Source organism: Stenotrophomonas sp. NLF4-10, from assembly GCF_022359915.1.
Classification (GTDB): Bacteria; Pseudomonadota; Gammaproteobacteria; order Xanthomonadales; family Xanthomonadaceae; genus Stenotrophomonas; species Stenotrophomonas daejeonensis.
Genome location: NZ_JAKSEE010000003.1, coordinates 1,017,860 through 1,043,477, shown reverse-complemented (window position 1 = coordinate 1,043,477; position 25,618 = coordinate 1,017,860). Strand labels below are relative to the sequence as shown.

The window sequence follows — 25,618 nt, the reverse complement described above, 5'->3', positions numbered from 1 at the left end:
GAGCCGCCATGCGCGCCCTGCCCAGCCTCTGCTGCCTGCTGCTGTTGACCAGCGCCACCGCCGTGGCCGGCCCCCTGTACAAGTGGAAGGACGCCAACGGCGTCACCCAGTACTCCGAGCGTCCGCCGGAGGGGCAGAAGTACGAAACCCGCCGCATCACCGACAACGGCGACCCGGTGGCCGAGGCCGAGCCGGCCAAGGCCGAAGCGTCCCCGCAGTGCACCTCGGCGCGCGACAACCTGAAGTTGCTGGCCGGCAGCGGCCCGGTGATGCAGGACACCGACGGCGACGGCAAGCCCGACGCGGAACTGGACGAGGCCCAGCGCGCGGCGCAGAAGCAACTGGCCGAGGCCGCCGCCGCGGTCTACTGCAAGTAGCGGCACGGCTCGCCCCGCCGGCGCCTGCCGGGCAAGCCCGGCAGCTACGGTAAAGTCCGGCGGCCACGGGGAAGTTCCCATGCCCCACCGGGGCTTCTGGCAAAATGGCCGGCCCGCCGTTTCGCGACCCCCGCCATGCGCCTTTCCCGGTTCCACCTGCACACCACCAAGGAAACCCCCGCCGACGCCGAGCTGGTCAGCCACAAGCTGATGCTGCGCGCGGGCATGATCCGCAAGCTGGCCTCGGGCCTCTATACCTGGTCGCCATTGGGCCTGCGCGTGCTGCGCAAGGTGGAGGCCATCGTCCGCGAGGAAATGAACCGCGCCGGCGCGGTGGAACTGCAGCTGCCGACCATCCAGCCGAAGGAGCTGTGGGAGGAAACCGGGCGCTGGGAGAAATTCGGCAACCAGTTGCTGAAGATCCGCGACCGCAAGGAGCAGGAATACTGCTACAGCCCCACCGCCGAGGAAGCGATCACCGATTTCGCGCGGCAGGAGCTGTCCAGCTACAAGCAGCTGCCGGTCAATTTCTACCAGGTCCAGACCAAGTTCCGCGATGAAATCCGCCCGCGCTTCGGGGTGATGCGCGCGCGCGAATTCCTGATGAAGGACGCTTATTCCTTCCATCTGGACGACACCAGCCTGGTCGCCGAATACGAGAACATGAAGGCGGCCTATACCCGCATCTTCACCCGGCTGGGGCTGGAATTCCGCGCGGTGCAGGCCGATTCGGGCGCGATCGGCGGCGATGCCTCGCAGGAATTCCACGTGATCGCCGATTCCGGCGAGGACGCGCTGGTGTTTTCCACCGGTTCGGATTACGCGGCCAACGTCGAGGCCGCCGTCGCCGCCGACCCGGCCCCGCGCGCGGCTGCCGGCGAGGAACTGCGCAAGGTCGAAACCCCGACCCAGAAAACCTGCGAGGACGTGGCCGCGCTGATGGGCATCGCGTTGCTGCGCACGGTCAAGTCGGTGGCGGTGATGACCGCCGAAAACGACCTCGTGCTGGCGCTGGTGCGCGGCGACCACGACGTCAATGAAATCAAACTGGCCAAGGTCGCCGGGCTGGCCGATTATCGCATGGCCAGCGAGGCCGAGATTGCCGACTACCTCGGCAGCGAGCCGGGTTTCCTCGGCCCGCTGAATCCGCGCAAGGCCATCCGCATCGTCGCCGACCGCGACGTGGCGGCAATGGCCGATTTCGTCGTCGGTGCCAACGAAACCGGTTTCCATATCGCCGGCGTCAACTGGGGCCGCGACCTGCCCGAGCCGGAAGTGGCCGATATCCGCAACGTGGTGGCCGGCGACCGTGCCCGCGACGGCGGCGAACTGAAAATCGCGCGCGGCATCGAGGTCGGCCACGTATTCCAGCTCGGCCGCAAATACGCCGAGGCGCTCAAGGCCACGGTGCTGGACGAGAACGGCAAGGCCGCAGTGATGGCGATGGGCTGCTACGGCATCGGCGTATCACGCATCGTCGCCGCGGCGATCGAGCAGAACCACGATGCGGCCGGCATCGTCTGGCCGGCGGCGATGGCACCGTGGCAGGCGGTGGTGTGCATGATCAACCCGAAGCAGGACGCGGCCGTCACCGCCGCCGCCGAGGCGCTGCTGGCCGAACTGCAGGCCGCCGGCATCGACGCGGCGCTGGACGACCGCGGCCTGCGCCCCGGCGCGATGTTCGCCGACATGGAGCTGATCGGCATCCCGCACCGCATCGTGGTGTCCGAGCGCGGCCTGGCCGCCGGCACCTTTGAATACCGCGCCCGCAGCGCCAGCGAGGCGGAGAATCTGGACAAGGCGGCGATACTGCAGAAAATCGCCGGTTAATCCACGGGGCCGGGGCAATACCCCGGCCTTTTCATGTCCGCCCTGCCTTTCCGGAATACGAAGGGGGTTTGTCAAGCGCGCCCCGATGCCGTTATGCTCGCGGCGCCGCCACGGAATGGCGATACCCCCTGCCCCATTATCCGGAGTAACCGATGAGTATTGACCTGAGCGGCCTGTCGGCCAAAGAACTGGCCTCCCTGATCCGCGACGCGCAGAAGCGCAAGACCGTGGTTTCCAAGCGCCAGCCCATCACCAAGGTGCGTGCGCAACTGGTGAAGGCCGCGCAGAAGGCCGGCTACAGCATCGACGAACTGTTCGGCGCGGGCGCCCCCCGGGCCACCCGCGCACCGCGTGCCGCCAAGGCCGCGAAGAACCCCAACAAGGGCACCAAGATCGCCCCGAAGTATCGCGACCCGGCCAATGCCGCCAATACCTGGACCGGCCGTGGCAAGCAGCCGCGCTGGCTGGCCGAATACACCGGCAACGGCCGCAAGGTCGAGGATTTCCTGATCCAGAAGTGATCCGGGGAATACCTCGCTGAAAAAACGCCGGCAAATGCCGGCGTTTTTTTTCGGGACTGGGTTCGGCAAGCCAGCCTGTGCAGGAGCGACGTCAGTCGCGATGAAGCTTTACCGGTAAAACCCGATCGCGACTGACGTCGCTCCTGTGAATGCGTTCCAAGCCTTCAGAGATTCTTCCGCGCCGGAATCAGCAGGTTGCCGAACAGCAACCCGGCCACCAGCGCCATCACCACGTTCATCACCGTCAGCAGCGCCGATTCACCGGCATTCACGTTCTGCTGCTGGACCAGGCTCAATACCCCGCGCAGGCTGATGCTGCCGGGCACCAGCATGATGATGCCGGGCAGCCTCACGATGGCACCGGGGCGCTGCACCACGCGACCGAAGAGGTTGCCGGCCGCGGCCAGCGCCATCGCCGCCAGGAAGATGCCGACCGGGCCGCCCCATTGCTGGCCGCCGTACCGGGAAATGGCATAACCGGCCAGCGAGGCGGCCATCACCCACGGATAATCGCGCCACGCGGCGCGGAACAGCATCGCGAAGGCGAACGACGCCAGCACCACCGAGCCCCATTCCACCCATTCCGGCTGCGGCCGCAGCGCGCGTATCTGCGGCTCCAGCCCCAGCAGCCGGGTAATGGTCACCGCGATCATCGCGCCGACGGTGAGTTTCATGATCGTGGTCAGCGCGCCGGCGAAGCGCGCCGTGCCCGATACCCAGTGCTGGCTGGTCAACTCGTTGACCGCGTTGGTCAGCGTCATGCCCGGCACCAGCACCACCAGCGCGGCGATGATCACCGAGTTCTGGTTCAGCGGGCCGATGAAAGTGGCCACCAGCACCACCACGAAACCGGCCAGCATCGCGGCCAGCGCTTCGCCGGCCTCGCGGGTGGCGACGCGGCGGTCGGCATAGAACAGCAGCACGCCGATCAGCAGCCCGGTGATGCCGGCGGTGACCACGTCCAGCCACGGCAGCCGCCACATGCCCGCCACGCCGGCCGAGCCGAGGCCGAAGGACAGCAGCATCTGCGTGTTGTCGCGCCAGGTCGGGTCGCGGTCGAGCTGGCGCAGCGCGGTATGGCCCTGGGCGATGCTCATCTGCCCGCTGGCCACCGCATCGGCGATCTGGTCGGCCATCGCCAGCTTGTGCAGGTTGTTGTCGCCCGGCCCGAGCCGGATCACGCGGGTGATGTCGCTGGAACCGATGGCCTGGGTCGGGTCGCTGAAACTCAGGATCAGGCCGGTCGGGTTCGACCACGGTTCGCAGTCCAGGTCCAGTTGCTGCGACAGCGCCACCACCGCCGCTTCCAGCCGCTGCGCGGTGGTGCCGTAGCTGTGCAGGCGGCCTGCGATCTCCGAGACGAACGCCACGCGCTGGGCGTAGGTGGCACGGTTGGGAAGAAGGGCGGTCGGGTCGGCGGACATGCGCGTTAGTATCACCCGGAAGCGGCCGCCGTACTCGCCCGCAGACAACGGAATGACAGGTTATGCTCGGCCACGGATGCCCGCGATGAAACAGCCCCGACCGCCCCATTGCGCGATGGACCCCGATGCCGACGGCCAGCTCAGGTTGTCCGGCAACTGGACGCTGTCCACCGCGCTGCAGTCGGCGCAGCTGCTGCGCGCGCTGGACACCTCGCCGCAGGCGCTGGACGCGCGTGGCATCGACCAGCTGGATTCGGCCGGCGTGCTGCAGCTGCTGCGCTTCGCGCACCGCGCCGGGCTGCCCGACGAGGCGCTGCTGTTCCGCGATGACCACCGCGCGCTGGTCTGCACCATCGAGGAAGTGGCCGACGAACGCCCCAAGCCGCAGCGCGACTACGGCGTGGCCGCGGCGCTGGAGCGGCTGGGCCGCTCGATGCACGCCATCGGCGGCAACGTCGTGGTGCTGCTGGGCTTCTTCGGCGAGAACCTGTCCAAGCTGGCGCGGCTGCTGCGCCAGCCGCGGCGCCTGCGGCTGACCGCCACCGTGCACCAGATGGAGGAAGTGGGGCTGGACGCGGTGCCGCTGATCGCGCTGCTGTCCTACCTGGTCGGCGCGGTGATCGCCTTCCTCGGCTCCACCATCCTGCGCGACTTCGGCGCGGAAATTTACGTGGTGGAGCTGGTCAACATCGCCTTCCTGCGCGAGTTCGGCGTGCTGCTCACCGCCATCGTGCTGGCCGGGCGCACCGCCAGCGCCTTCACCGCGCAGATCGGCGCGATGAAGGCGCGCGAGGAGATCGACGCCATCCGCACCCTCGGCCTGGACCCCGTCGACCTGCTGGTGCTGCCGCGGGTGCTGGCGCTGCTGGTGATGCTGCCGCTGCTGACCTTCATCGCGATGATCGCCGGCCTGGCCGGCGGCGTCACCGTCGGCGCGTTCGACCTCGGCATCCCGCCGCAGATGTACATCGCGCGCATGCACGACACGATGGAAGCCCGGCACTTCCTCGTCGGCCTGTCCAAGGCGCCGGTGTTCGCGGTCATCATCGCCCTGATCGGCTGCCTGGAAGGGCTGAAGGTGGAAGGCACCGCGCAATCGGTGGGCGAGCGCACCACCTCCAGCGTGGTGCAGACCATCTCGCTGGTCATCATCCTCGACGCGCTGGCAGCGTTGTGGTTCATGCACATGGATTGGTGATGATGAAGCCGGGAACGGGGAACGGGGAACGGGGAATGGAGGACGCCGCTGCTCCGGCGAAGACCGGGGCTGCCACCGTTCCCGATGGCGACGACGCCGTCATCAAGGTGCGTGGGCTGGCCAACCGCTTCGGCAGCCAGACCGTGCACGACGGGCTGGACCTGGACGTGCGCCGCGGCGAGATCCTCGGCGTGGTCGGCGGCTCGGGCACCGGCAAGTCGGTGCTGATGCGCTCCATCCTCGGCCTGCGCCGGCCCGATGCCGGCCGGATCGAGGTGCTGGGCGAGGACGCGCGCTCGGAACAGCCCGCCGCGCGCCTGCACATCGAGCGCAACACCGGCGTGCTGTTCCAGGACGGCGCGCTGTTCTCCTCGCTCACCGTCGGCGAGAACGTGCAGGTGCCGCTGAAGGAGCACTACCCGGAACTGCCGGAAGCCTGGCACTACGAACTGGCGCTGCTGAAGGTGAAGCTGGCCGGGTTGCCGGCCGACGCCATCAACAAGCTGCCCTCGCAGCTGTCCGGCGGCATGCGCAAGCGCGCCGGGCTGGCGCGGGCGCTGGCGCTGGACCCGCCGCTGCTGTTCCTCGACGAACCCACCGCCGGCCTCGACCCGATCGGCGCGGCCGCGTTCGACCGGCTGATCAAGGCATTGCAGGAGGCGCTGGGCCTGACCGTGTTCCTGATCACCCACGACCTGGACACGCTCTACGCCATCTGCGACCGGGTCGCGGTGCTGGCCGACCACAAGGTGATCGCCTGCGCGCCGCTGCCGGACATCGAACGCCTCGACCACCCGTGGATACGCGAATATTTCCACGGCCCGCGCGCGCGGGCGGCGCGTGAAAGCGGGGAACGGGGAACGGGGAAACGGGAATGAACCGCTCCCGTTGCCTCGCCACCACCGCACCGCTGGAATACTCCGAACACCTGCCCGCCGCAGGTGTGGGGCTTGCCCCACACCGAGCCATCCCGATAACGCCCCATGCGGGGCAAGCCCCGCATCTACTAAACCTGACCCATTCCCGGCCGTGACCCCATGGAAACCAAAGCCAATTACGTCCTGATCGGAGCCTTCACCCTCATCGTCGGGCTGGCGCTGCTCGGCTTCGGCCTGTGGGCGGCCAAGTATTCCTCCGACCGCACCTGGCAGGAGTACCGGGTGGTGTTCGACGAGGCCGTCACCGGCCTGTCGGTGGGCAGCCCGGTGCAATACAACGGCATCGCCGTCGGCTCGATCACCGAGCTGACGCTGGCGCCGGACGACCCGCGCAAGGTCATTGCCAAGGTGCGGCTGAACTCCACCACCCCGGTCAAGACCGACACCCGCGCCAAGCTGGCCATCACCAGCCTCACCGGCCCGTCGATCATCCAGCTCAGCGGCGGCAGCCCGCAGGCGCCGGCGCTCACCACCGCCAGCCGCGAGCCGGTGCCGACCATCCTGACCACGCCCTCGGCGCTGCAGAACATCACCGACGTGGCCAACCGCGTGGTCGAGCGCATGGACGAACTGCTCAGCGACGACAACGTGGACCGCATCTCCAACACCCTGGCCCACCTGGAAACCATCAGCGGCGGGCTGGCCGACCGCGACCAAGGCACCCAGGCGCTGCTGGTCGAGGCGCGCGACGCCGCGCGCAACCTCAACACCACCCTGGCCACCGCCAACGGCACCCTCCAGCACCTGGACCAGAACATCGTGCGGCAACTGCCGGCCACGCTGGAAAAGCTCGACGCCAGCCTGGGCAAGCTCGACTCGGCCGCCGGCAACGCCGACGCCATCCTTGGCGAGAACCGCGCCGCCATCAACAGCTTCGCCAACGACGGCCTGGCCCAGCTCGGTCCCACCCTGACCGAGCTGCGCGGGCTGATCCGCGACCTGCGCCGGGTCAGCGACCGCCTCGAAAACAACCCCGCACGCTACCTGCTCGGCCGCGATGCCCCCAAGGAGTTCGAACCGAAATGAAGCGCTCCCTGCCGACACGCCTGTTCGCCCCGTTCTGCCTGCTGGCCCTGGCCGGCTGCTCGTTGCTGGCCAGCAACGACCGCCACCCCATCACGATCTACGCGCCACAGGCGCGCATCAGCGCCGACCCGGCCTGGCCGCAGGTGGAATGGCAGCTGGCCATCGCCAAGCCGGCCGCGGCGCGGATGGTGGACAGCCCGCGCATCAACGTGCGCCCCACCCCTGCGGAACTTGAGGTCTACCGCGGCGCAACCTGGTCGCAGCCAGCCACCGACATGCTGGAGGACGCGCTGCTGCGCGGCTTCGAGGATTCCGGCCGCATCGCCGCGGTGGCGCGCATCGCCAGCGGCATCCGCGCCGACTACAAGCTGAGCATCGACCTGCGCCGTTTCGAGTCGGACTACGCGGGCAACGCGCGTCCGGCGGCGACCATCGAACTGAACGCCAAGTTGATCCACAGCCTCAATCAGCGCGTGGTGGCCTCGCGCACCTTCCTGCTGGCCGAACCGGCCGCCGGCACCGAGGTGGCCAGCGTGGCGGCGGCATTCGAAACCGCGCTGGGCAGGACCACCACCGAACTGGTCGGCTGGACGCTGGCCGCCGGGCAGGCCGACTGGCAGGCCAGCGCCGACCGGCGCTGAACCGGCGGGCAAGTCCCCGCGCTCATTCCGCCGCCGTCCACTGCGCATGCCACGCCGCATACGGCGTGTTCTTCACCAGATGGCGGTTGTAGTCCGGCGCGCCATCGTCCCACCAGACCGGGCCACGCTCGCCGAGCGCGCGCTTGGCGGCATCGACCGCCGCCCCGGCGCGCGCCAGTGCCTCGCGGTCGCCATGCCGGCGGGCAAGACCCACCTCCCGTCGCGCCGCCATCAACTGCCGCACCCACGACTGGCGCTTCGCCTCCGGCAGATGCGGGTTGGCGGCACGCCACAGCCGGCCGCGCGCCACCAGATAGCGGCCATCGGGCGTGCGCGGTGGGGACGGGGCCATGCGGCGGCTCTCACGGTTGGAAAAGAACCGCGACGATCACCGCCCATGCGTGCACGCCGCGTCGATGCCCTCGCCACCAGCGTGCATGCCATGCATCAGGTCAATGCCGACGTGGATTCATAGGGCAACGGCCGCAGGCCAAGCCCGGCGATGGCCGGGCCGGCGACCTCCAGCACCTCCGGTTCGCCATCGACCACGATCAGGATGTTGCCCGCCTCGATCTCGTCGTCGAACGCCTGCCGCACCGGGTCGGGCACGGTCGCGCCCAGCAGCGCCGCCGCCAGGCTGCCGACCAGCGCCCCGGCCACGCCGACGGCCGCCGCGCCAGCCAGGGTGATACCCAGCGGCGGCACCGCCACGGCGACCAGACCCGCCAGCAGGCCGGTGGCCGCGCCATAGCCGGCACCGCGGCCGGCGGCGGTGATCAGGTCGGTGTCGGCCATCTTGCGCTTGTCGGGGATCACGTATTTCTCGATGTCCGAGCGCGCCACCAGCAGGATGTCGTCGTTGTCCACGCCGGCACGGCGCGCGGCCACCACCGCCGCCTCGGCCATCGGCAGGCTGGATGCACTGAATACATGCCGCTTCTTCATGGCGATACCTCCTCTGTCGGATACGCCGCCAGCGGGCGGCTGTCACGCCGGATTGGCCCTGCACGCGGTTGTTGCTGCACCTGGTCGGTGTTGGGGTGGCGGATCATCACGCGGTCTCCACGACGCGACACCTGCCGCACGCCCAGCCTCCACCGGCAGCGGTTAGGGCGGCGTGGCCATGCGTGGCGGAATGGATACAAAGATGACCGCGTGCCCACTGCGGAAAGGTCGGTTCTTCTCGTCAACCGCGGGAAACGCACGTCCGCCGGGGCCGCCCTTGGGGAGCCCCGTAGGTGCCGGGCTTGCCCGGCACGGGGCTTCACCGGGAAAGCCCCATGCGGGGCGAGCCCCGCATCTACAGGAACACCCGGTCCCATGCGTGCCACGCCACCGCCATTGCTCCGGGCATGATTCCCGCGCCCGGGCAAAGAACCGGGATTCCTTGCCACGGGCAAGGCACGAACCCGCGCAAACCCGGGCGCTGCCGCTACCCTAGCTTCATCACGACACCATCCCGTGCCCTGCCCGTCCCCCAATGAACACCGACCACCGCGTCCAAGGCCTCGACAACGACGAGGTGCCCGCCGACTGGCCCGCGATCAGCGAACGCGAGGTCGCATGGCTGCGCGGGCGATTCCCGCAGCTTGAAGGTGCCGGCGCCACGCTGTGGCACAGCCCGCGCCCGATGTCGGCGGCCGCCATCGTCGAGGGCGCGGCGGGGCAGGTCTTCATCAAGCGCCATCACCACGACGTGCGCAACGCGGCGAGCCTGGCCGAGGAGCATCGCTTCATCGCCCACCTTGCCGGCGCGGGCGTGCCGGTGGTCGATGTGCTGCGGGACCGCGACGGCGCCACCGCCGTCGAGCATGGCGACTGGACCTACGAACTGCATGCCGTGGCCGACGGGCAGGACCTGTACCGCGACATCCCCTCGTGGACGCCGCTTGCCGAGCACGACCAGGCATGGGAGGCCGGCAGGATGCTGGCCACGCTGCACCTGGCATCGGCGAGCTACGGCGCCCCGCAGCGCAGCACCCACGTGCTGGTCGCGCGCGACGACCTGATCCGCGCCACCGACCCGATCGCACGGCTCGAACGCGACTTCGGCGAACGCCCGGCGCTGGCCGACTACCTGTCGCGCAAGCCGTGGCGGGACGGCCTCCGGCAGACCGTGCTGCCATGGCACGCGGGCCTGCACCAGCGCCTGCAGGCCGAACCGCGGCTGTGGGCGCACAACGACTGGCACGTCTCCAACCTGCTCTGGCGCCGCGAAGGCGATGCCATGCGCGTGGCGACCGTGCTCGATTTCGGCCTGGCCTCGCCCACCAGCGCCCTGTTCGACCTGGCCACCGCGATCGAGCGCAACGCGGTGGCGTGGCTGGAGCTGGAGCACGGCATGCAGGCCGTGCATGTCGATACCGCGCTCGCCCTGCTCGACGGCTACCGGCAGGTACGGCCGCTGTCCACCGCGCAGGTGCACCTGCTGGCCGACCTGCTGCCGGTGGTGCATTTCGATTTCGCACTGTCGGAGGTCGAATATTTCCACGGCGCCACCGGCTCGACCGCGAACGCCGACGTGGCGTGGCACACCTTCCTGCTGGGCCACGCCGAATGGTTCGGCACCCGCGCCGGGCAGGCATTGCTGGCCGCGCTGCACGCCGCCGCCTGAACGCGCACGCGGGGCAAATCCGTACCGTTTATGGTCAAATACGCCCCTGAAGCGGGGGTGCCTGACCAGTCAGGCTGAGAGAGTCCCTTGGAACCTGATCCGGTTTGCACCGGCGTAGGGAGCTTTGAGCAGCAGGCACACCGCCTTCGTGGCCGGTTGCGCATGCGCGCCTTCGCTTCGTCTCCCCCACCGGCCGATGACGAACCGAATGAACCGCTGCTACCGACTCTCGCTATTGACCGCTGCCCTGGGCGCGGCGCTGCCGCTGCATGCCAGCACCCCCGAAACCGACGCCAACGACACCCAGACCCGCTCCACCACCGAGCTGGCCGCCGTGCGCGTGCAGGCCAGGCAGCCCGGTGCCAGGGACACCCAATCCAACAGCTTCGGCAGCGGCGACTGGAAGAACACCCCGGCCTCGGTCAGCGTGCTGGACCGCAGCCTGCTCGACAACCGCCACGTGCGCACGCTGTCCGAGCTGGCCAGCAACGACGCCTCGCTGGGCGACAGCTACGCGCCGGTGGGCTACTACCAGAACATAGCCATCCGCGGCTTCGCGCTGGACACCGCCACCGGCTACCGCTTCAACGGCATGACCCTCGCCGGCGAACAGCGGCTGGCGCTGGAGAACGTGCAGCAGGTGGAAATCCTCAAGGGCGAAGCCGGCCTCGCCGCCGGCGTGATCGCCCCCGGCGGCGTCATCAACTTCGTCGGCAAGCGCCCGGCCGAAGTCCGCAGCGTCACCCTCGGCACCGATTCGGAAGGCTCGCGCCACGCCGCCGTGGACGTGGGCCACTGGCTGACCCCGCGCATCGGCGTGCGCTTCAACGCCGCATGGGAAGACGGCAACTCGTATGTCGACCATGCCGACGGCCGCCGCAACTTCTATTCGCTGGCCACCGACTGGCTGCTCGGCGAGCACGGCAAGCTGGAAGTGGACGCCAACTACCAGACCAGCGCGCAGCGCTCGGTCTCGGGCTACCAGCTGCTGGGTGCCACCGCACTGCCGCGCGACGTGGACCGCAAGCAGATGCTCGGCTACCAGCGCTGGCAGCAGCCGGTGGGCATCGACAGCACCAACATCACCGCCTTGCACACCTACGACTTCAGCCCGGCGTGGCAGTCGCGCGTGTCGGCCAGCCACAGCCGCTCGGTGATCGACGACAACGTCGCCTTCGCCTATGGCTGCTACTACGCAGAGTCCTGCTGGGACGGCAGCGTGCTGGGCAACTACTTCGCGCCCAACGGCGACTACGACATCTACGACTACCGCAGCCCGGACGACACCCGCCGCAACCAGCAGCTGCGCGCCGAACTGCGCGGCCGCTTCGCCACCGGTGCGGTGGACCACCAGCTCACCGTCGGCGCGGATTACTTCGATCGCTCCGTGGACAAGCGCCTCAACGTCAACGAGTACGTCGGCACGGGCAACATCCACGACCAGCAGGTGCCGCAGTTCGATCCCTCGCCACTGCAGCCCGGCGCATCGGTGCGGCGCCTGGACAGCCGGCAGAAGGCGCTGTTCGTGCTGGACCGCGTGAACCTCGCCGACGACTGGCAGTGGCTGGCCGGCGGCCGCTTCGTGCGCCTGGACGAGCGCGACTGGGACAAGCGCGGCAATCCCGAGCGCGAGAGCCGCGTGTCGCACTTCCTGCCGCAGACCGCGCTGATCTGGAGCGCGACCGATCAGCTCAACGTCTATGCCAGCTACGTGCGCGGCATCGCGCTCGGGCAGGAAGCGCCGTTCTGGACCAGCAATGAAGGCAACTTCCTGCCTTCGGTGCTGTCGCGCCAGATCGAAGTAGGCGCCAAGTACGCACCATCGGATTCCCTGACGCTGGGCGCCGCGCTGTTCCGCATCAGTCGGCCGTTCCAGTACGCCAAGCCCGACGACAGCGACTACGGCTACACCTTCGTGCAGGAAGGCCAACAGACCCACACAGGCCTGGAACTGAGCGCGCAGGGGCGCGTCGGCGAACGCCTGCAACTCACCGCCAGTGCCAGCGTGCTGCGGGCACGCGCGCACGATACCGGCACGCCTGCCTACGAAGGCCACCCGCTGGTCAACGTGCCGGCCACGCGCGCAAGCCTGCATGCCGACTACCAACTGCCGTTCGCCCCCGACCTCGGCATCACCGGCGGCTGGCGCTACGCCTCCTCCAACGTCGCCACCGTCGATGGCCGCGTGCGCGCGCCCGGCTACAGCGTGGTGGACGCCGGCCTGCGCTTCCGGCACCAGTTGCAGGGCCACGCGCTGGACTGGAACCTGTCGGTGGACAACGTGTTCAACCGCTTCTACTGGCGCGACACCGGCAGCAGCGCCGGCGACTACTACCTGTTCCCCGGCGCCCCGCGGCAGGCGCGCCTGTCGGTAACCATCGCGCTATGAACCCCGCGATCCTCGAATGGTCCGCCGTCGCCTTCAGCATCCTCGGCGTATGGCTGATGGCGCAACGGCGGATGCTGGCCTGGCCGGTCGGGCTGGTTTCCGTCGGCCTGTACGCGCTGGTGTTCTTCGAGGCCCGGCTGTATTCGGACACCCTGCTGCAAGGTGCCTTCGCCGCGTTCCTGCTCTACGGCTGGCTCAACTGGCACCGGCAAGACAAACCCGACGGCCGCATCGTCGTCGCGCCACTGGCGCCTAGCCATTGCGCACGCGACCTCGGCCTGGGCATCGCCTTCGGCCTGGCCCTGGGCGCGGGCATGCACACCTGGACCGACGCCGCCCTGCCCTGGCTGGACGCCATGCTCGCCGCCCTCAGCCTGGTCGCGCAGTGGTGGCAGGCGCGCCGGCACGCCGCCGCGTGGTGGCTGTGGATCGCGGTGGACCTGGTCTACGTGGGCATGTATGCGGTGAAGTCGCTGCACGCCACGGCCGGGTTGTATCTGCTCTTCATCGGGCTGGCGGTGATGGGGTTGCGGGCCTGGACAAGTGCCGGCAAGCAAGCAGCCCTCCCCCGGTAGCGACAGACGCAGGTCGCCTCCCGCCGGGTAATTCCCCTACTTCCAGGGGCCGATAGAACGATCAGGGTCAAAGGCATGGAAACTCGGTTCTTCCCCTGCCTTCTTCCTGCTTTCCCCCCATCGAAGCCGGGCTGGGTAGTATCACCAGCCCCAGAAAGAGCAGCCGCCCCCATAAGCAAAAGCTGGCCCCATGGAAACCCGCCCATGCGTCCTGCTTTTCGTCACCCCATCTGCATCGGGGCATGGGTTTGCGCGACTACGGGCTCACTCTGGGCGGCCGGCGCGCGCTCCTGTTGAGCCTGAATGATCTGCTCGACCTTTACGTATGACTGCTCCACAGGCATCCGCGCCGCAGCATCGACGGCCACTGATGCCCTTACATGGGCCGGATTGTCGAGATCACCCTGCACTACGAACAGGCGCTGTCTTGCGCCATCGCTCGGTGCACTGCCCAGGACCACGTGGTCAACACGCTCCAGCCCATTCTCCTTGGCCACCGCCAGCAGGCCGACAGAAATTCGTTCGCTGGTACCGTCGTACTCTCGACCATGCTGCTGATCGATGCCTGCGACCTGTTCACGGATCACGTCAAGCATCTCGCGATCTTTGTCGGGCAGCTGCTCTTCGCTGATGAGGCGTTGCATGATGGTGCGCTCCGGCATGCGGTTGTAGTGCTCCGTGTTCAACTCGCTGTCGGGGAATGGGGCGCGAATGCTGCGGATGTATTCCACATTGCTAAGTGGTTTGAGCCCGCCCTGAAAATCCTTGTCCTGCACGAACAGGAGGTTCGTACGGTGCAGCCCGGCGTGGTTCAGCGCGCCCCAGGTGAAGTCGATGCAGCTGTTGGTGGCGCCGTGGTATTTCGTGTCGAACCCATGCTCCTCAGGCTTTGCACCAAACTCAGTCAGCTGCGCATATTGTTCCTCGCTGATTTCCATGGTGCGCTGGTAGAAGGGCTTCTGGTACTGATCGACATCATCGTGATAGATCTTTCCCGGGCCGGTCATAACGCCATGTTCGACAGGCGCGAACCCGAAGCTTGTTTGTTCGTCACCATGCGCGACCGTGTAATAAACATGTCCGGCCGTCGAGGTTCCACCCGCGAGCAGCGGCGTTCCTGGCGCGGCGACAAAGACCGTCACTGTGTACTTTTCATCCATGAATAGTCCCTATTTGGATTTGTGTCGATAAGCGACCAGCAGCTCCGACCTGATCGACATCAGCTGCCCGGGAGGATTGAGCAACCTGATGCTCAGTTGGTACTTCCCAGGCTGAACATCCTGAGCCCAAGCCAGCGCCAGCGGTGAGTAATGGCTGTCAACAGATTCCAGCCCGGCCGACTGGAGCGATAGATTGTCCACACCATCCAGCCATCCGCCCGGCACGCGGCCATCGGATCCCACGGCGACGATCCGTGCGGGCACCCCTACATGCGATTCCACACGCACCAGCGGCACATTGACGGCTTCCTGCCCATCGAGCCGCTTCAGTACCAGCTCCGCTTCCAGCCCGGACCTGCGCACCTCCTGCGCGGATTGCAACGATTTCAGCCCATCATTCCCGCCCACGCGAATGCCCAGGAACAGGGTGGCCGTCGCGTTCTTGCCGGGGGGCAGCAGCTCGAAATCGACCACCATGGGTTCTGCCATGGCCACCATCGGAAGCGATCTGACAAAAGGCACAGCATCTTCACGAATGGTGGATGAGGGCTGATCCGGAGTGCGGCTCGTCTGCGCCTGGCAGCTGCCAAGCAATAGTCCAGCAAAACAGATCATCCCGCAGAACAGTATTCTTCCCTGGACCGGCATCGACGCTCCTTGATTACAGTTTCCACTGCTGATTTGGGGGAACGAATCTCCGGACAAATCAAGTCCTGCCAAGATCTCTGTATCTTTATACTCCCCCACAAGCAAGGGGTCCGAGACAGGGTTCACGTGGCAGGGTTCACCCCCGTTTTCACGGACACTTACGAGAAGGCCGATCGAGGCCTGAGGAGTGTTCATGTCGAAGCGAAGGAAGTTCAGCGCCGAGTTCAAGCGCGGTGCTATTGAGCAGGCCAGCCAGCCGGGTGTGAGCTGTGCCCAAGTGGCTCGGGAGTTGGGGATCCGCGACACCCTGTTGACCCGCTGGAAGCGGGAAGCCCAGAGCCAGGGGGTGGTGGCTTTCGGCGGCAGCGGGACGCCCCGGGACGAAGAGCTGGCCCGCCTCAAGCGCGAGCTGGCCCGGGTGAGGAAGGAACGGGATTTTTTGCGAGAAGCGGCGACGTTCTTTGCCAAGGGATCATCCTGAGGTATCAGGTGATCGAACGTTGCCGCGACGCGTTTCCGGTTCGACTGATGTGCCGCTGCCTGAAGGTGTCGGCCAGCGGTTACTACGACTGGAGCCAGCGACTGCCCAGCGCCCGACAGCGCGACAACCAGCGCCTGGCCGCGCGAATCCGCGAGATGCACGAGGACAGCCGTGGCACTCTCGGCGCCGGTCGCATGCACGAAGACCTGGTCGATCAGGGCGAGTCGGCCAGCTTGAACCGCGTGGCGCGACTGATGGCGGCCGAGGGTTTGCAGGGCTGGCCGCGCCCGAAGCGGCGCGGTCAGCGCGGACGGCCGGCGCTCACGCCTCCGGGCGTGCGCAACCTGCTGGAGCGGGACTTCACCGCACTGGAGCCGGAGACCAAATGGGTCACCGACATCACTGAGATCAAAACAGGACAAGGCAAGCTGTATCTATGCATCGTGCTGGATTTGTTCGACCAGCGCGTGGTGGGTTGGTCGATGCACCACAGGCAGGACCGGCACATGGTGATCCGGGCGGTGCAGATGGCGGTATGGCAGCGGCAAGGCGCGGAGCCGGTGATCCTGCATTCCGATCGCGGCAGTCAATTCCGAAGCGGCGACTACCAGCGGTATCTGTCGAGAAACGGCCTGGTCTGTTCGATGAGCGCGGTGGGACACTGCGGCGACAACGCGGCCTGCGAAGGGTTTTTCGGCGTGCTCAAGCGCGAGCGGATCTACCGCACGAAGTACCTGACACTCGATGCAGCGAAGACTGATGTGTTCGAATACGTCGAGCGGTTCCATAACCCGAGGATGCGGCGAAGAGTCGCCAGGCGCGATCGGGAGTTCCAAGCTCTTTCACAACCGTCCGTGATTTCGGGGTAGAACCCTGTTCGGTTTAGGCGTCACGTGCGAAGCGCCTATGACAAGACCTGCGCCGTTACCGGCCTGCGCCTTATCAACGGCGGCGGCCGCCCAGAAGTGGAGGCCGCACACATCCGCCCCGTTGAGAATGATGGTCCAGATACGGTGCGCAACGGCATTGCGCTAACGGGAACAGCGCACTGGCTATTTGATCGTGGCCTGATGAGCTTTTCGGATAACTATGACATCCTGCTCTCGCCACATGGTGTCCCTGATGGCCTAGACAAGCTGATTCGCCCAGAGCGGAAGCTCATCATTCCAGACAACCCTGCATGGCGGCCGCATCCGATCTATCTCCAGTGGCACCGCAAGGAAAAATTCAAATACTGAAAGCAAGAAGGCGACCGATAGGCCGCCTTCTTGCTTACTTTCTTTGAAACCGAATCAAACCCCAACCGGATTCGCCTTCTCCGGATCAATGTTGTACTGCTTGATCGCCCGTGCAACATCCTTCGCCGTCATCTTGCCGTCCTTCGCCAGCGCCGCAATCGCAGCATGCGCGATGTAGTACCGATCCACCTCGAAGAACCGCCGCAGGTTGGCGCGGGTATCCGAGCGGCCGAAACCGTCGGTGCCCAGTACCGAGTAGGTCATCGGCACGAAGGCGCGGATCTGGTCGGCATAGGCACGCACGTAGTCGGTGGCGGCGATCGCCGGGCCTTGGCGGCCTTCCAGCAGTTCGGTGACGTAAGCCTTGCGCTGCTCGCCTTCCGGGTGCAGGCGGTTCCAGCGCTCGGCGTCGAAGCCATCGCGGCGCAGTTCGTTGAAGGCCGGGCAGCTCCAGATGTCGGCGGTGACGCCGAAGTCCTTGTCCAGCAGTTCGGCCGCGGCGATGGCCTCGCGCAGGATGCTGCCGCTGCCCAGCAGCTGCACGCGCAGCTCGCCCTTCTTCGGCTTGCCGGCGTCCTTCAGCAGGTACATGCCCTTGATGATGCCCTCGGCCGCGCCATCCGGCATCGCCGGGTGGGTGTAGTTCTCGTTGAGCAGGGTGATGTAGTAGTACTCGTCGACCTGGTCTTCGAGCATGGCTTTGGTGCCGTGCTGCAGGATCACAGTGACTTCGTAGCCGAAGGTCGGGTCGTAGCTGCGCACGTTGGGGATGCCGCCGGCCACGAGCTGGCTGAAGCCGTCCTCGTGCTGCAGGCCTTCGCCGTTGAGTGTGGTGCGGCCGGAGGTGCCGCCCAGCAGGAAGCCGCGGGTACGCATGTCCGCCGCCTGCCAGGCAAGGTCGCCCACGCGCTGGAAGCCGAACATCGAGTAGTAGATGTAGAACGGCAGCATCGGCACGTCGGACACCGAGTAGCTGGTGCCGGCGGCCATCCACGAGGCGATGGCGCCCGGTTCGCTGATGCCCTGCTGCAGCACCTGCCCGCTCTGGTCCTCGCGGTAGTACATCAGCTGGTCGGCATCGACCGGCTTGTACTTCTGGCCGTACGGGGCGTAGATGCCGATCTGGCGGAACAGGCCTTCCATGCCGAAGGTGCGCGCCTCGTCGGCGACGATCGGCACCAGCCGCGGGCCGATCTCCTTGTCGCGCAGGGTGATGTTCAGCGTCTGCACGAAGGCCATCGTGGTCGAGTAGGTGCGCTCGCCGGAATCCTTGAGCAGGCGCTCGTAGGTTTCCAGGCGCGGGGCGACGAACGACTTGCTGGCCTTGCGGCGGCGCGCCGGCAGGTAGCCGCCCAATTCGGCGCGGCGCTGCTTGAGGTACTGCACTTCCGGCGAATCCGGGCCGGGGTTGTAGAACGGCACTTGGCCGTCCTTGAGCTGCTCGTCGGTGACCGGGATGTTGAAGCGGTCGCGGAAGTGGCGCACCGCCTCGTCGTCCAGCTTCTTGGTCTGGTGGGTGGGGTTGAGCGCTTCGCCGGCGCTGCCCATGCCGTAGCCCTTGACCGTCTTGGCCAGGATCACGGTGGGCTTGCCCTTGGTGTTCACCGCCTGCTGGTAGGCGGCGTACACCTTGTGCGGGTCGTGGCCGCCGCGGTTCAGGCGCCAGATGTCGTCGTCGGACAGGCTGGCCACCATCGCCGCGGTCTCCGGGTATTTGCCGAAGAAATGCTCGCGGGTGTAGGCGCCGCCGAAGGCCTTGCAGTTCTGGTATTCGCCATCGACGGTTTCCATCATCAGCTTCTTGAGGACGCCGTCGGTGTCCTTGGCAAGAAGCGGATCCCAATAGGAGCCCCACAGCAGCTTGATGACGTTCCAGCCGCCGCCGCGGAACACGCCTTCCAGTTCCTGGATGATCTTGCCGTTGCCGCGCACCGGGCCGTCAAGGCGCTGCAGGTTGCAGTTGACCACGAAGATCAGGTTGTCCAGCCCTTCGCGGCCGGCCAGCGCGATGGCGCCGAGGGTTTCCGGCTCGTCGCTCTCGCCGTCGCCGATGAAGCACCAGACCTTGCGGTCGCTCTTCTCGATCAGGCCGCGATGCTCCAGGTACTTCATGAACTGCGCCTGGTAGATCGCCGCCAGCGGGCCCAGGCCCATCGACACGGTCGGGGTCTGCCAGAAGTCCGGCATCAGCCACGGGTGCGGGTAGGAGGACAGGCCGCCGCCGTCCACTTCCATGCGGAACTTGTCCAGCTGCTGCTCGTCGATGCGGCCTTCGAGGAAGGCACGGGCATAGATGCCCGGCGAGCTGTGGCCCTGGATGAACAGTAGGTCGCCCGGGTGGTTCTCGCTGGGGGCGCGCCAGAAGTGGTTGAAGCCCACGTCGTAAAGCGTGGCGCCGGAGGCGAAGGAGGCGATGTGGCCGCCGAGGTCACCGGGCTTGCGGTTGGCGCGCACCACCATCGCCATCGCGTTCCAGCGGATGATCGAACGGATGCGCCATTCCAGCTCGGCGTTGCCGGGGCTCTTGGCCTCCAGCTGCGGCTCGATGGTGTTGACGTATTCGGTGGTCGGGGAGAACGGCAGGTACGCGCCCGAACGTCGGGTCAGCTCGACCATGCCTTCCAGCAGTTGATGCGCGCGCTCGGGGCCCTCGACATCGATAACGGCCTTCAACGACTCGATCCACTCCTGGGTTTCCAGTGGGTTCGGATCGTTGTTCAGCACCTCGTTCAACCAGTTCATTGTCGCTCCCAGTTACTGCACGCACGCGCGCGCTTGTTCGTTAGTTTCGAGCCGCAAAGTGTAACGCACCCGGTTGCCCGCAAAGCTGGCTACGCATACGTATGGAGGCGTGGAAAGCCGCTGTCCGCAAGACATCCGCGACAGGCCACGGACGCCATGCGGGGACAATCCGGGCACCCTGCCCGCAGCCGGCCGATGGCGATGAAGCACACCGTCCCGATGCCGCCGATGGCGCCGGCAGTTGGCCGGCGAAACAGGCGGGACCACGGCATCGACTCCCCAAGCTGAACGGGACCCTTCATGGCTTGATTTCCGCATTGGCATTCCACGCTTTTAGATATATCTTTTCGTCCACACAAATAGATATATCTAAAAATGAAGGACACTGAATCCCATCATCACCACCACGCACATCCCTTCTTCCGCCCCGAAAGGCATCCCTTCCACCGGCCGCATGCCCGCGATGGTGCGGACGCCGATGGTCCGCACCCGCACCATCGCGGGCACCACGCCGGCCACATCCACTGCAGCGGCGAAGGGCATGGTGGCCCGTACCGGCGCGGCATGCGCATGGAAGGCGGCCACCGGGGCCACGGCGAACACGGCCACGGCGGCGCCCATCCCGGGCACCGCGGCGGTGGCGGACGCGGGGGCCGTGGCGGCGACGGCGGCTCGCGCCGGCCACTGGGCCGCGGCGACCTGCGCCTGCTGCTGCTGGCACTGATCGAACAACAGCCGCGCCACGGCTACGAGCTGATCCAGCTGATCGGCGAACTGTTCGGCGGCGCCTATGCGCCCAGCCCCGGCGTGGTCTACCCGACGCTGGCGCTGCTGGAGGACATGGGCCTGATCGCCGCCGAGCAGGACAGCAGCCGCAAGCGCTACGCCATCACCGACGCCGGCCGCGAGCAGATCGACGCCAACCGCGAAATGATCGATGCCGCGCAGGCACGCACCCGCGACAGCGCCCGGCGCATGGCCAAGGCCACCATCCCGCCGCCGGTGCGCGAGGCGATGGAGCAGCTGAAGCGTGCGCTACTGGATCGCCAGGGCCTGTGGACCGAAGAGGAAGCCGCGCGCATCGCGGGCATCCTGATGCAGGCGCACGGCCGCATCGATGCCGACGATGCGACGGCCTGAGCCGGCCACCGCACCAACACCCGCCGCGGCCGCTGGCCGTGGCGCTCCCGCATTCCCCACCCTGCGCAGGATTCCCGATGTCACGCCATGAAACCCGACTGGTCCGCCTCACGCCCCGCTTCCGCCACCTGCAGGTGCTGCGCAGCGAGCGGCTGACGCCCAACATGCAGCGCATCGTCGTCGGCGGGCCGGCGCTGGAAGGCTTCGACAGCCGTTCCCCGGACGACCACGTCAAGCTGTTCTTCCCCAACGGCGAAGGCGAGTTCGTGCTGCCGGAACTGACCGAACAAGGTCCGCGCTACCCGCAGGGCAAGCCGCCCTCGCCCGCCCGCGACTACACCCCGCGCCACTACGACGCAGCGGCCGGCGAACTGGTGCTGGACTTCGTGCTGCACGGCGATGGCCCGGCCACGAGCTGGGCGGCCGCCGCCGCCCCCGGCGACGCGCTGGTGGTGGCCGGCCCACGCGGCTCGCACGTGGTGGCCGACGACTTCGATGCCTACGTGCTGATCGGCGACGAAACCGCGCTGCCGGCCATCGCCCGGCGGCTGGCGGAACTGCCCGCGCACGCCGTGGCCGAGGTGTTCGTCGAGATCCCCGAGGAAGGCGACCGCCAGCCGCTGGAAAGCACCGCGCAGGTCAACGTGACGTGGTTCGAGCGCAACGGCTTCGACGCGGCCGGCAGCACCCTGCTGGAGGACGCGCTGGTGGATTTCGAGGCGCCCGACGGCGATGCGTTCTACTGGATCGCGGTCGAGTCGCGGCGCGCGCGGCTGATGCGCAAGTTCGTCGAAGGCCACCTGCAGGTGCCCAAGGAGTGGATCCGCGCCACCGGTTACTGGAAGGCCGATCCCGACGACGCGGAATAGGCGGCGGGATCGGCAAAGGACGAACGCGGGCTCACACGCCCAGGAAGCGGAACGGTGCGGTTTCCTCGAACTGCGCATTGGCTTCGCCCGAATGGATGGTGCGCTGGTACTGGCCCAGGTCCAGCCGCCGGGTCCTGCCGGTTTCCGGCGAGAAATCGATCTTCTTCAGGTCCACCCAGAACACGTTGGGCGCCAACGCCGACTCGAAGAAATACAGCCTGCGCGTCTGGTCGGCCACGCTGCGCCAGCGCGTGGAGGCGATGTTCGGCTGGTCCGGCGTGGTGATGCCGTAGGGCACCGACACGTTGCGGATCACGCCGAAGGCCGAGGCGACGGATTCGACCGGGTCGGCGGACTTGGGGATCGCGTTGACGTAGAACGAGGCGCGCGCGAAGCGGTCGGCGGCGCGGTTGGTGCCCGGCAGCATCACCGTGCCGCCGATCGCCCGCCAGTATTCGTTCAACGCCAGCTGTTCCTCGAAGATCGGCGAGTTGGTCATCACCTGGTAGTCGCGGCCGTGGTGGATGACCTGCTTGCCCTTGATGTACTCGATGATGGCGCTGTCGCCGCTGGCGTCGGACAGGGACAGGTGCAGCGTGGCCAGGCGCTGTTCGCCCGGCGGGCTGTCGGTGATCAGCGTGAACGGCTCGTCGGCCAGCGCCTTCACCGCCTCGTCGACGCTGGCGAAGTTGTCGAGCATGTACTGCGTCCACGCCGAGATGCTCAGGCCGGGCTTGCCGCTGTCGCGGTCCGGGTATTCCGATTCGGCCAGCCACAGCAGGTTGGCGACCAGCCCGGCCTCGTTCATGCCGTCGGTGGTGGCGATGTCGTAGGCGCTGGCGATGACGCTGCCGTAGCGCGAGGTCCACCGCAGGGAATTCGCGCCGGCCTCGCCGGTGCGCTGCATGCCGCGCGGGAACATCCACAGGTGGGTGCCGGTATCGACCTTGTAGTCCATCGAACGGCCGGTGATGACCTCGTTGCCGGCGCCGCGGTAGACGAAACGGGTGCAGGCGTCCGCCTGCTGGCCCAGGCCGCCGGCGACGAGGGCGATGCACGCCGCGATGATGGATTTCCCCGGATTCTTCATGGCTGCAAGCTCCCCTTCCGCCCTGTTTCGGTGATGGTTCCGGGCGACGCTAGGACAAGTGCCGTCCCGCAGCCGTGAACGCCCGCGCCGTTTCCCCCGTGCCGCGATGTGCGCCGCCGGCCCGGCATGCCCGGGGCCGTGGCTGCTATGCTTCCGGCGGTTCATCCGGTTGCCTGCCATGACCCCACGGTTCCCCCGCCATTTCCGTTCCTGCGCCAGCGCCGCGCTGCTCGCCGCGGGCCTGTCCGGCTGCCTGAGCACGCCCGGCCCCACCGTCGCCGGCGACGGCCAGTGCGATGCCTCGCAGTCGCAGTGGGCGGTAGGCGAGCCCGGCAACGAGGCGAACATGCGCCGGCTGTCGCGCGAGAGCGGCGCCGGGCTGGTGAACCCGGTCGGCCCGACCACGGTCGTCTCCCGCGATTTCCGCCGCGACCGCCTGCGCGTGTACCTCGACGCCGGCAACACCATCACCGCGGTGCGCTGCGAATAAGCCAAGCGGCAGGCAAAGAAACGACGTTCCCTGGCACCCCAACGAGCAACGCCGTTGCAGGTGCCGGGCTTGCCCGGCACGGGGCTCACTGGGAAAGCTTCATGCGGGGCAAGCCCCGCATCTACAAGATGCCTCGTAGGTGCCGGGCTTGCCCGGCACGGGAGCTGCCCCGGTAATGCCCCATGCGGGGCAAGCCCCGCATCTACGGACATGCCCTCGCACTCCAACTGCGTGTCGATGCGACAATCGCGCCCGGTCACGGTGAAACAGGCGATGGCGTGGGCAAGCTGACGATGGCGGGACTGGAAGCCCTGCGCGAGCGCATGGCCGCGGACGCGCACTGCGACACGGCGCTGGCCGGCTTGGTCGGCTTGGTCCGGCCGCAGGCATTGCGCGAGCCGCTGCGTGCGTTGGTGCGCGCGCAGCACCTGCTGCTGCAGGCCGAACATGACGTCGACCAGGTGGCGGACGTGCTGCGCCGCGACCAGAAGTACGCGCCTGCGGGACGGCCGTCGATCCACATCGTGCAGCTGCGCAAGCAGCAGGCCGCGGCCCGGCAGGTCATGCTGGTCGCGCGCCAGCGGTTGGCGCAGGCCGCGCAGACGTTCGTGCAGGCCAGCGGGCTGCCGGTGAAGGCCGGGCAGACGCCCAGCACTGCCGCCGCCGCGTGGCTGCAATCACTGGGCTGAGGCACGGCAGCCGGGCCATGCACCCCCGGAAAGCAGAAGGCCCGCCAATGGCGGGCCTTCGTGCATCGGCAATTGCCGGGCTTACTCGGCCTTCGGGATCGACGCTTCGGTGGTGATGCGCACCTTGACCTCGTCGCTCACCGCCGGCGCATAGGCACCCACGCCGAAATCGCTGCGCTTGAGCGTGGTGGTGGCGTCGAAGCCCACCGACGGCACCTTCATCATCGGGTGTTCGCCGGCGCCGTTGATGGTCACGTCCAGCGTCACCGGCTGGGTGATGCCCTTGACGGTCAGGTCGCCGGTGACGGTGAGCTTGTTGGTGCCAGCCGCTTCCACCCTGGTGCTCTTGAAGGTGGCGGTCGGGAACTGCGCCGCGTCGAAGAAATCGGCGCTGCGCAGGTGCTCGTCGAACTTGGCGGTGAAGCTGTTCAGGCCCGACAGCGGCAGGGTCACTTCCACGCTGGACTTGCCCACGTCGTCGGCGTCGTAGACCAGGGTGCCGTCGGCATCGCCGAAGTGCGCGCTCGGGTTGGAATAGCCCATGTGGTTCCACTGCACCAGCACGTCGGTGTGGCTGGGATCGAGCTTGTAGGTGCCGGATGCCACCTGGAAGGCCTCGGCTTCGGGAACGGCGGCGGTTTCGGCCGGCGCGGCGGTGGCGGCATCGACGGCGGCGGCCGGTTCGGCCGGCTGGGAGCAGGCGGCGATGGCGGTGGCCAGGGCCAGCGGGAGCAGCAGTTTCATGGTCTTCATCGGTCTCTCCGGTACGGGTCTGGATGGGTGGAGGAAGGTGCGGGGGTCAACAGGGCCGGCATCCACGGGCGGCGGCGCCGGCTGCGGCAGTCAGGCGATGCGCGCGGCCTCGTCGAAGGACAGCCGCGGCAGGCGCGGGAATACGCCGGCGGGATCGCCGTAGCCGAGGTTGACGAGGAAATTGGACTTGATCGCGGTGCCGGCGAAGAAGGCCTTGTCGACCTTGGCGTTGTCGAAGCCGGACATCGGGCCGGCGTCCAGCCCCAGCGCGCGCGCGGCCAGGATCAGGTAGCCGCCCTGCAGGCTGCCGTTGCGGAACGCGGCCTCGTGGCGGCCTTCGCGCGGGCCGTCGAACCAGCTCTTGGCGTCGGTGTGCGGGAACAGGTACGGCAGCTTCTCGTGGAAATCCAGGTCGAAGCCGACGATGACGGTGACCGGCGCGGCCATCGTCTTGGCCAGGTTGCCCTCGGACAGCGCCGGCGCCAGCTTCTGCTTGGCCTCGGCCGACTTGACGAACACGAAGCGCGCCGGCGTCGCGTTGGCCGCGGTCGGGCCCCACTTCAGCAGCTCGTACAGCGCGTGCAGCTGGCTGTCCTCGACCGGGCGGTCCTGGAAGGCATTCTGGGTACGGGCGGTGCGGAACAGCTGGTCGAGCGCGGCATCGTCGAAAACGTCGGACATGGAAACTCCAGGGCGAATGGGCTGCGGCCGTGGCATTGCGCGATGAAGGCCGCAACAATGGCACAACGAACAAGTGGCCGCAGTGTAAGGGGCCACGACCGCTG

The 25,618-nt window shown here is 67.6% G+C and carries 25 protein-coding genes, 1 pseudogene and 1 riboswitch; of the genes and pseudogenes, 16 read left to right on the top strand and 10 right to left on the bottom strand.

The genetic code is table 11. The annotated features are described in order from the left end of the window. Window positions 1-8 precede the first annotated feature (8 nt). The 3 genes and pseudogenes from MIC98_RS05010 to MIC98_RS05000 all read left to right on the top strand — a co-directional run. Window positions 9-377: a DUF4124 domain-containing protein gene (locus MIC98_RS05010; RefSeq protein WP_057641321.1), complete on the top strand. Its 369-nt coding sequence runs from the start codon at window positions 9-11 to the stop codon at window positions 375-377. A gap of 135 nt (window positions 378-512) precedes the next feature. Next, window positions 513-2,207: a proline--tRNA ligase gene (locus tag MIC98_RS05005; protein ID WP_239736215.1), complete on the top strand. Its 1,695-nt coding sequence runs from the start codon at window positions 513-515 to the stop codon at window positions 2,205-2,207. Window positions 2,208-2,359: 152 nt separating this feature from the next. Beyond that, window positions 2,360-2,725, top strand: a pseudogene (locus tag MIC98_RS05000) (H-NS histone family protein); the annotation flags it as partial. Window positions 2,726-2,892: 167 nt separating this feature from the next. Here MIC98_RS05000 and MIC98_RS04995 read toward each other — a convergent pair. After that, window positions 2,893-4,152, bottom strand: a complete 1,260-nt coding sequence (locus tag MIC98_RS04995) for a threonine/serine exporter family protein (protein WP_239736213.1) — start codon at window positions 4,150-4,152, stop codon at window positions 2,893-2,895. 85 nt (window positions 4,153-4,237) lie between these two features. On the opposite strand from MIC98_RS04995, the gene MIC98_RS04990 reads away from it, so the two are divergent. From MIC98_RS04990 to MIC98_RS04975, 4 genes are all read left to right on the top strand, one after another. After that, window positions 4,238-5,350 (top strand): ABC transporter permease, encoded by a 1,113-nt coding sequence (locus MIC98_RS04990; protein WP_239736211.1) that lies wholly within the window; start codon window positions 4,238-4,240, stop codon window positions 5,348-5,350. Between the two features lie 35 nt (window positions 5,351-5,385). Next, the gene (locus MIC98_RS04985) at window positions 5,386-6,228 is read left to right on the top strand and encodes an ABC transporter ATP-binding protein (RefSeq protein WP_239736209.1); all 843 of its coding nucleotides are present in this window, start codon (window positions 5,386-5,388) and stop codon (window positions 6,226-6,228) included. A gap of 159 nt (window positions 6,229-6,387) precedes the next feature. Beyond that, window positions 6,388-7,314 carry an MlaD family protein gene (locus MIC98_RS04980; protein ID WP_057641315.1) on the top strand — a complete coding sequence of 309 codons (927 nt, stop codon included), beginning with the start codon at window positions 6,388-6,390 and terminating at the stop codon, window positions 7,312-7,314. Continuing rightward, window positions 7,311-7,955, top strand: a complete 645-nt coding sequence (locus MIC98_RS04975; protein WP_239736207.1) for an ABC-type transport auxiliary lipoprotein family protein — start codon at window positions 7,311-7,313, stop codon at window positions 7,953-7,955. The genes MIC98_RS04980 and MIC98_RS04975 overlap by 4 nt, the downstream gene beginning before the upstream one ends. A gap of 22 nt (window positions 7,956-7,977) precedes the next feature. On the opposite strand, the gene MIC98_RS04970 is transcribed toward MIC98_RS04975, so the two are convergent. Continuing rightward, complete coding sequence (locus MIC98_RS04970; protein WP_239736204.1) at window positions 7,978-8,307, bottom strand: hypothetical protein; 330 nt, start codon at window positions 8,305-8,307, stop codon at window positions 7,978-7,980. A 95-nt stretch (window positions 8,308-8,402) separates the two neighbouring features. After that, a complete protein-coding gene (locus MIC98_RS04965; RefSeq protein ID WP_239736193.1) occupies window positions 8,403-8,900 on the bottom strand; it encodes a hypothetical protein in 498 nt (165 codons plus the stop codon). Between the two features lie 535 nt (window positions 8,901-9,435). Here MIC98_RS04965 and MIC98_RS04960 point away from each other — a divergent pair. From MIC98_RS04960 to pnuC, 3 genes are all read left to right on the top strand, one after another. Beyond that, a complete protein-coding gene (locus tag MIC98_RS04960) occupies window positions 9,436-10,569 on the top strand; it encodes a phosphotransferase (RefSeq protein ID WP_239736190.1) in 1,134 nt (377 codons plus the stop codon). Window positions 10,570-10,612: 43 nt separating this feature from the next. After that, a riboswitch (TPP riboswitch) is annotated at window positions 10,613-10,707 on the top strand. A 70-nt stretch (window positions 10,708-10,777) separates the two neighbouring features. Further along, window positions 10,778-12,958: a TonB-dependent siderophore receptor gene (locus MIC98_RS04955; protein ID WP_239736187.1), complete on the top strand. Its 2,181-nt coding sequence runs from the start codon at window positions 10,778-10,780 to the stop codon at window positions 12,956-12,958. Further along, window positions 12,955-13,533 carry a nicotinamide riboside transporter PnuC gene (pnuC, locus tag MIC98_RS04950; RefSeq protein ID WP_239736185.1) on the top strand — a complete coding sequence of 193 codons (579 nt, stop codon included), beginning with the start codon at window positions 12,955-12,957 and terminating at the stop codon, window positions 13,531-13,533. The genes MIC98_RS04955 and pnuC overlap by 4 nt, the downstream gene beginning before the upstream one ends. Window positions 13,534-13,754: 221 nt before the next feature. Here pnuC and MIC98_RS04945 read toward each other — a convergent pair whose 3' ends face one another. Both MIC98_RS04945 and MIC98_RS04940 read right to left on the bottom strand, forming a co-directional pair. Then, entirely contained in the window at window positions 13,755-14,693 is a 939-nt protein-coding gene (locus MIC98_RS04945; protein ID WP_239736182.1) for an XVIPCD domain-containing protein, read from the bottom strand. A 9-nt stretch (window positions 14,694-14,702) separates the two neighbouring features. After that, on the bottom strand, window positions 14,703-15,536 hold the full coding sequence (locus MIC98_RS04940; protein WP_239736180.1) for a hypothetical protein: 834 nt from the start codon (window positions 15,534-15,536) through the stop codon (window positions 14,703-14,705). Between MIC98_RS04940 and MIC98_RS04935 the strand changes: the two genes are divergently transcribed. Together MIC98_RS04935 and MIC98_RS04930 are read left to right on the top strand one after the other, a co-directional pair. Then, window positions 15,535-16,691, top strand: a protein-coding gene (locus MIC98_RS04935; protein ID WP_239734866.1) for an IS3 family transposase whose coding sequence is annotated in 2 segments (ribosomal slippage) — window positions 15,535-15,775 and window positions 15,775-16,691 — 1,158 coding nt in all. Because the reading frame shifts where the segments join, the coding sequence is not laid out codon by codon here. The two genes, MIC98_RS04940 and MIC98_RS04935, sit on opposite strands and share 2 nt — an antisense overlap. A 24-nt stretch (window positions 16,692-16,715) precedes the next feature. Continuing rightward, a complete protein-coding gene (locus tag MIC98_RS04930; RefSeq protein WP_239736178.1) occupies window positions 16,716-17,060 on the top strand; it encodes an HNH endonuclease in 345 nt (114 codons plus the stop codon). A 54-nt stretch (window positions 17,061-17,114) separates the two neighbouring features. Here the strand turns inward: MIC98_RS04930 and aceE are convergent, their stop codons facing one another. Both aceE and MIC98_RS04920 read right to left on the bottom strand, forming a co-directional pair. After that, window positions 17,115-19,802 (bottom strand): pyruvate dehydrogenase (acetyl-transferring), homodimeric type, encoded by a 2,688-nt coding sequence (gene aceE, locus MIC98_RS04925; protein ID WP_239736175.1) that lies wholly within the window; start codon window positions 19,800-19,802, stop codon window positions 17,115-17,117. A gap of 369 nt (window positions 19,803-20,171) precedes the next feature. Beyond that, window positions 20,172-20,345, bottom strand: coding sequence for a hypothetical protein (locus MIC98_RS04920; RefSeq protein ID WP_239736173.1), 174 nt, complete (start codon window positions 20,343-20,345; stop codon window positions 20,172-20,174). A 27-nt stretch (window positions 20,346-20,372) separates the two neighbouring features. Here MIC98_RS04920 and MIC98_RS04915 point away from each other — a divergent pair, with 27 nt between their 5' ends. Both MIC98_RS04915 and MIC98_RS04910 read left to right on the top strand, forming a co-directional pair. Next, the gene (locus tag MIC98_RS04915) at window positions 20,373-20,942 is read left to right on the top strand and encodes a PadR family transcriptional regulator (protein WP_239736171.1); all 570 of its coding nucleotides are present in this window, start codon (window positions 20,373-20,375) and stop codon (window positions 20,940-20,942) included. Window positions 20,943-21,019: 77 nt separating this feature from the next. After that, window positions 21,020-21,811 carry a siderophore-interacting protein gene (locus MIC98_RS04910; protein WP_239736159.1) on the top strand — a complete coding sequence of 264 codons (792 nt, stop codon included), beginning with the start codon at window positions 21,020-21,022 and terminating at the stop codon, window positions 21,809-21,811. 31 nt (window positions 21,812-21,842) lie between these two features. Here the strand turns inward: MIC98_RS04910 and MIC98_RS04905 are convergent, their stop codons facing one another. Next, window positions 21,843-22,901 carry a linear amide C-N hydrolase gene (locus MIC98_RS04905; protein WP_239736157.1) on the bottom strand — a complete coding sequence of 353 codons (1,059 nt, stop codon included), beginning with the start codon at window positions 22,899-22,901 and terminating at the stop codon, window positions 21,843-21,845. A 178-nt stretch (window positions 22,902-23,079) separates the two neighbouring features. Between MIC98_RS04905 and MIC98_RS04900 the strand changes: the two genes are divergently transcribed. Both MIC98_RS04900 and MIC98_RS04895 read left to right on the top strand, forming a co-directional pair. Next, the gene (locus tag MIC98_RS04900; RefSeq protein ID WP_057641299.1) at window positions 23,080-23,391 is read left to right on the top strand and encodes an I78 family peptidase inhibitor; all 312 of its coding nucleotides are present in this window, start codon (window positions 23,080-23,082) and stop codon (window positions 23,389-23,391) included. A gap of 182 nt (window positions 23,392-23,573) precedes the next feature. Then, window positions 23,574-24,080: a hypothetical protein gene (locus MIC98_RS04895; protein WP_239736155.1), complete on the top strand. Its 507-nt coding sequence runs from the start codon at window positions 23,574-23,576 to the stop codon at window positions 24,078-24,080. 81 nt (window positions 24,081-24,161) lie between these two features. Here MIC98_RS04895 and MIC98_RS04890 read toward each other — a convergent pair whose 3' ends face one another. After that, window positions 24,162-24,833: a YceI family protein gene (locus MIC98_RS04890; protein WP_239736153.1), complete on the bottom strand. Its 672-nt coding sequence runs from the start codon at window positions 24,831-24,833 to the stop codon at window positions 24,162-24,164. 90 nt (window positions 24,834-24,923) lie between these two features. After that, window positions 24,924-25,514, bottom strand: a complete 591-nt coding sequence (locus MIC98_RS04885; RefSeq protein ID WP_239736151.1) for a malonic semialdehyde reductase — start codon at window positions 25,512-25,514, stop codon at window positions 24,924-24,926. Window positions 25,515-25,618 lie beyond the last annotated feature (104 nt).

Bases quoted from the DNA above. Each gene is read 5' to 3' on its own strand.
- MIC98_RS04885 (WP_239736151.1), bottom strand. From the start codon at position 25,514: ATGTCCGACGTTTTCGACGATGCCGCGCTCGACCAGCTGTTCCGCACC.
- MIC98_RS04920 (WP_239736173.1), bottom strand. From the start codon at position 20,345: ATGCCCTTCGCCGCTGCAGTGGATGTGGCCGGCGTGGTGCCCGCGATG.
- MIC98_RS04895 (WP_239736155.1), top strand. From the start codon at position 23,574: ATGCGGGGCAAGCCCCGCATCTACGGACATGCCCTCGCACTCCAACTG.
- MIC98_RS04910 (WP_239736159.1), top strand. From the start codon at position 21,020: ATGTCACGCCATGAAACCCGACTGGTCCGCCTCACGCCCCGCTTCCGC.
- MIC98_RS04975 (WP_239736207.1), top strand. From the start codon at position 7,311: ATGAAGCGCTCCCTGCCGACACGCCTGTTCGCCCCGTTCTGCCTGCTG.
- MIC98_RS04915 (WP_239736171.1), top strand. From the start codon at position 20,373: ATGGAAGGCGGCCACCGGGGCCACGGCGAACACGGCCACGGCGGCGCC.
- MIC98_RS04945 (WP_239736182.1), bottom strand. From the start codon at position 14,693: ATGGATGAAAAGTACACAGTGACGGTCTTTGTCGCCGCGCCAGGAACG.
- MIC98_RS04900 (WP_057641299.1), top strand. From the start codon at position 23,080: ATGACCCCACGGTTCCCCCGCCATTTCCGTTCCTGCGCCAGCGCCGCG.
- MIC98_RS04995 (WP_239736213.1), bottom strand. From the start codon at position 4,152: ATGTCCGCCGACCCGACCGCCCTTCTTCCCAACCGTGCCACCTACGCC.
- MIC98_RS05010 (WP_057641321.1), top strand. From the start codon at position 9: ATGCGCGCCCTGCCCAGCCTCTGCTGCCTGCTGCTGTTGACCAGCGCC.
- MIC98_RS04960 (WP_239736190.1), top strand. From the start codon at position 9,436: ATGAACACCGACCACCGCGTCCAAGGCCTCGACAACGACGAGGTGCCC.
- aceE (WP_239736175.1), bottom strand. From the start codon at position 19,802: ATGAACTGGTTGAACGAGGTGCTGAACAACGATCCGAACCCACTGGAA.
- MIC98_RS04990 (WP_239736211.1), top strand. From the start codon at position 4,238: ATGAAACAGCCCCGACCGCCCCATTGCGCGATGGACCCCGATGCCGAC.
- MIC98_RS04940 (WP_239736180.1), bottom strand. From the start codon at position 15,536: ATGAACACTCCTCAGGCCTCGATCGGCCTTCTCGTAAGTGTCCGTGAA.
- MIC98_RS04980 (WP_057641315.1), top strand. From the start codon at position 6,388: ATGGAAACCAAAGCCAATTACGTCCTGATCGGAGCCTTCACCCTCATC.
- pnuC (WP_239736185.1), top strand. From the start codon at position 12,955: ATGAACCCCGCGATCCTCGAATGGTCCGCCGTCGCCTTCAGCATCCTC.
- MIC98_RS04985 (WP_239736209.1), top strand. From the start codon at position 5,386: ATGGAGGACGCCGCTGCTCCGGCGAAGACCGGGGCTGCCACCGTTCCC.
- MIC98_RS04965 (WP_239736193.1), bottom strand. From the start codon at position 8,900: ATGAAGAAGCGGCATGTATTCAGTGCATCCAGCCTGCCGATGGCCGAG.
- MIC98_RS05005 (WP_239736215.1), top strand. From the start codon at position 513: ATGCGCCTTTCCCGGTTCCACCTGCACACCACCAAGGAAACCCCCGCC.
- MIC98_RS04955 (WP_239736187.1), top strand. From the start codon at position 10,778: ATGAACCGCTGCTACCGACTCTCGCTATTGACCGCTGCCCTGGGCGCG.
- MIC98_RS04890 (WP_239736153.1), bottom strand. From the start codon at position 24,833: ATGAAGACCATGAAACTGCTGCTCCCGCTGGCCCTGGCCACCGCCATC.
- MIC98_RS04905 (WP_239736157.1), bottom strand. From the start codon at position 22,901: ATGAAGAATCCGGGGAAATCCATCATCGCGGCGTGCATCGCCCTCGTC.
- MIC98_RS04970 (WP_239736204.1), bottom strand. From the start codon at position 8,307: ATGGCCCCGTCCCCACCGCGCACGCCCGATGGCCGCTATCTGGTGGCG.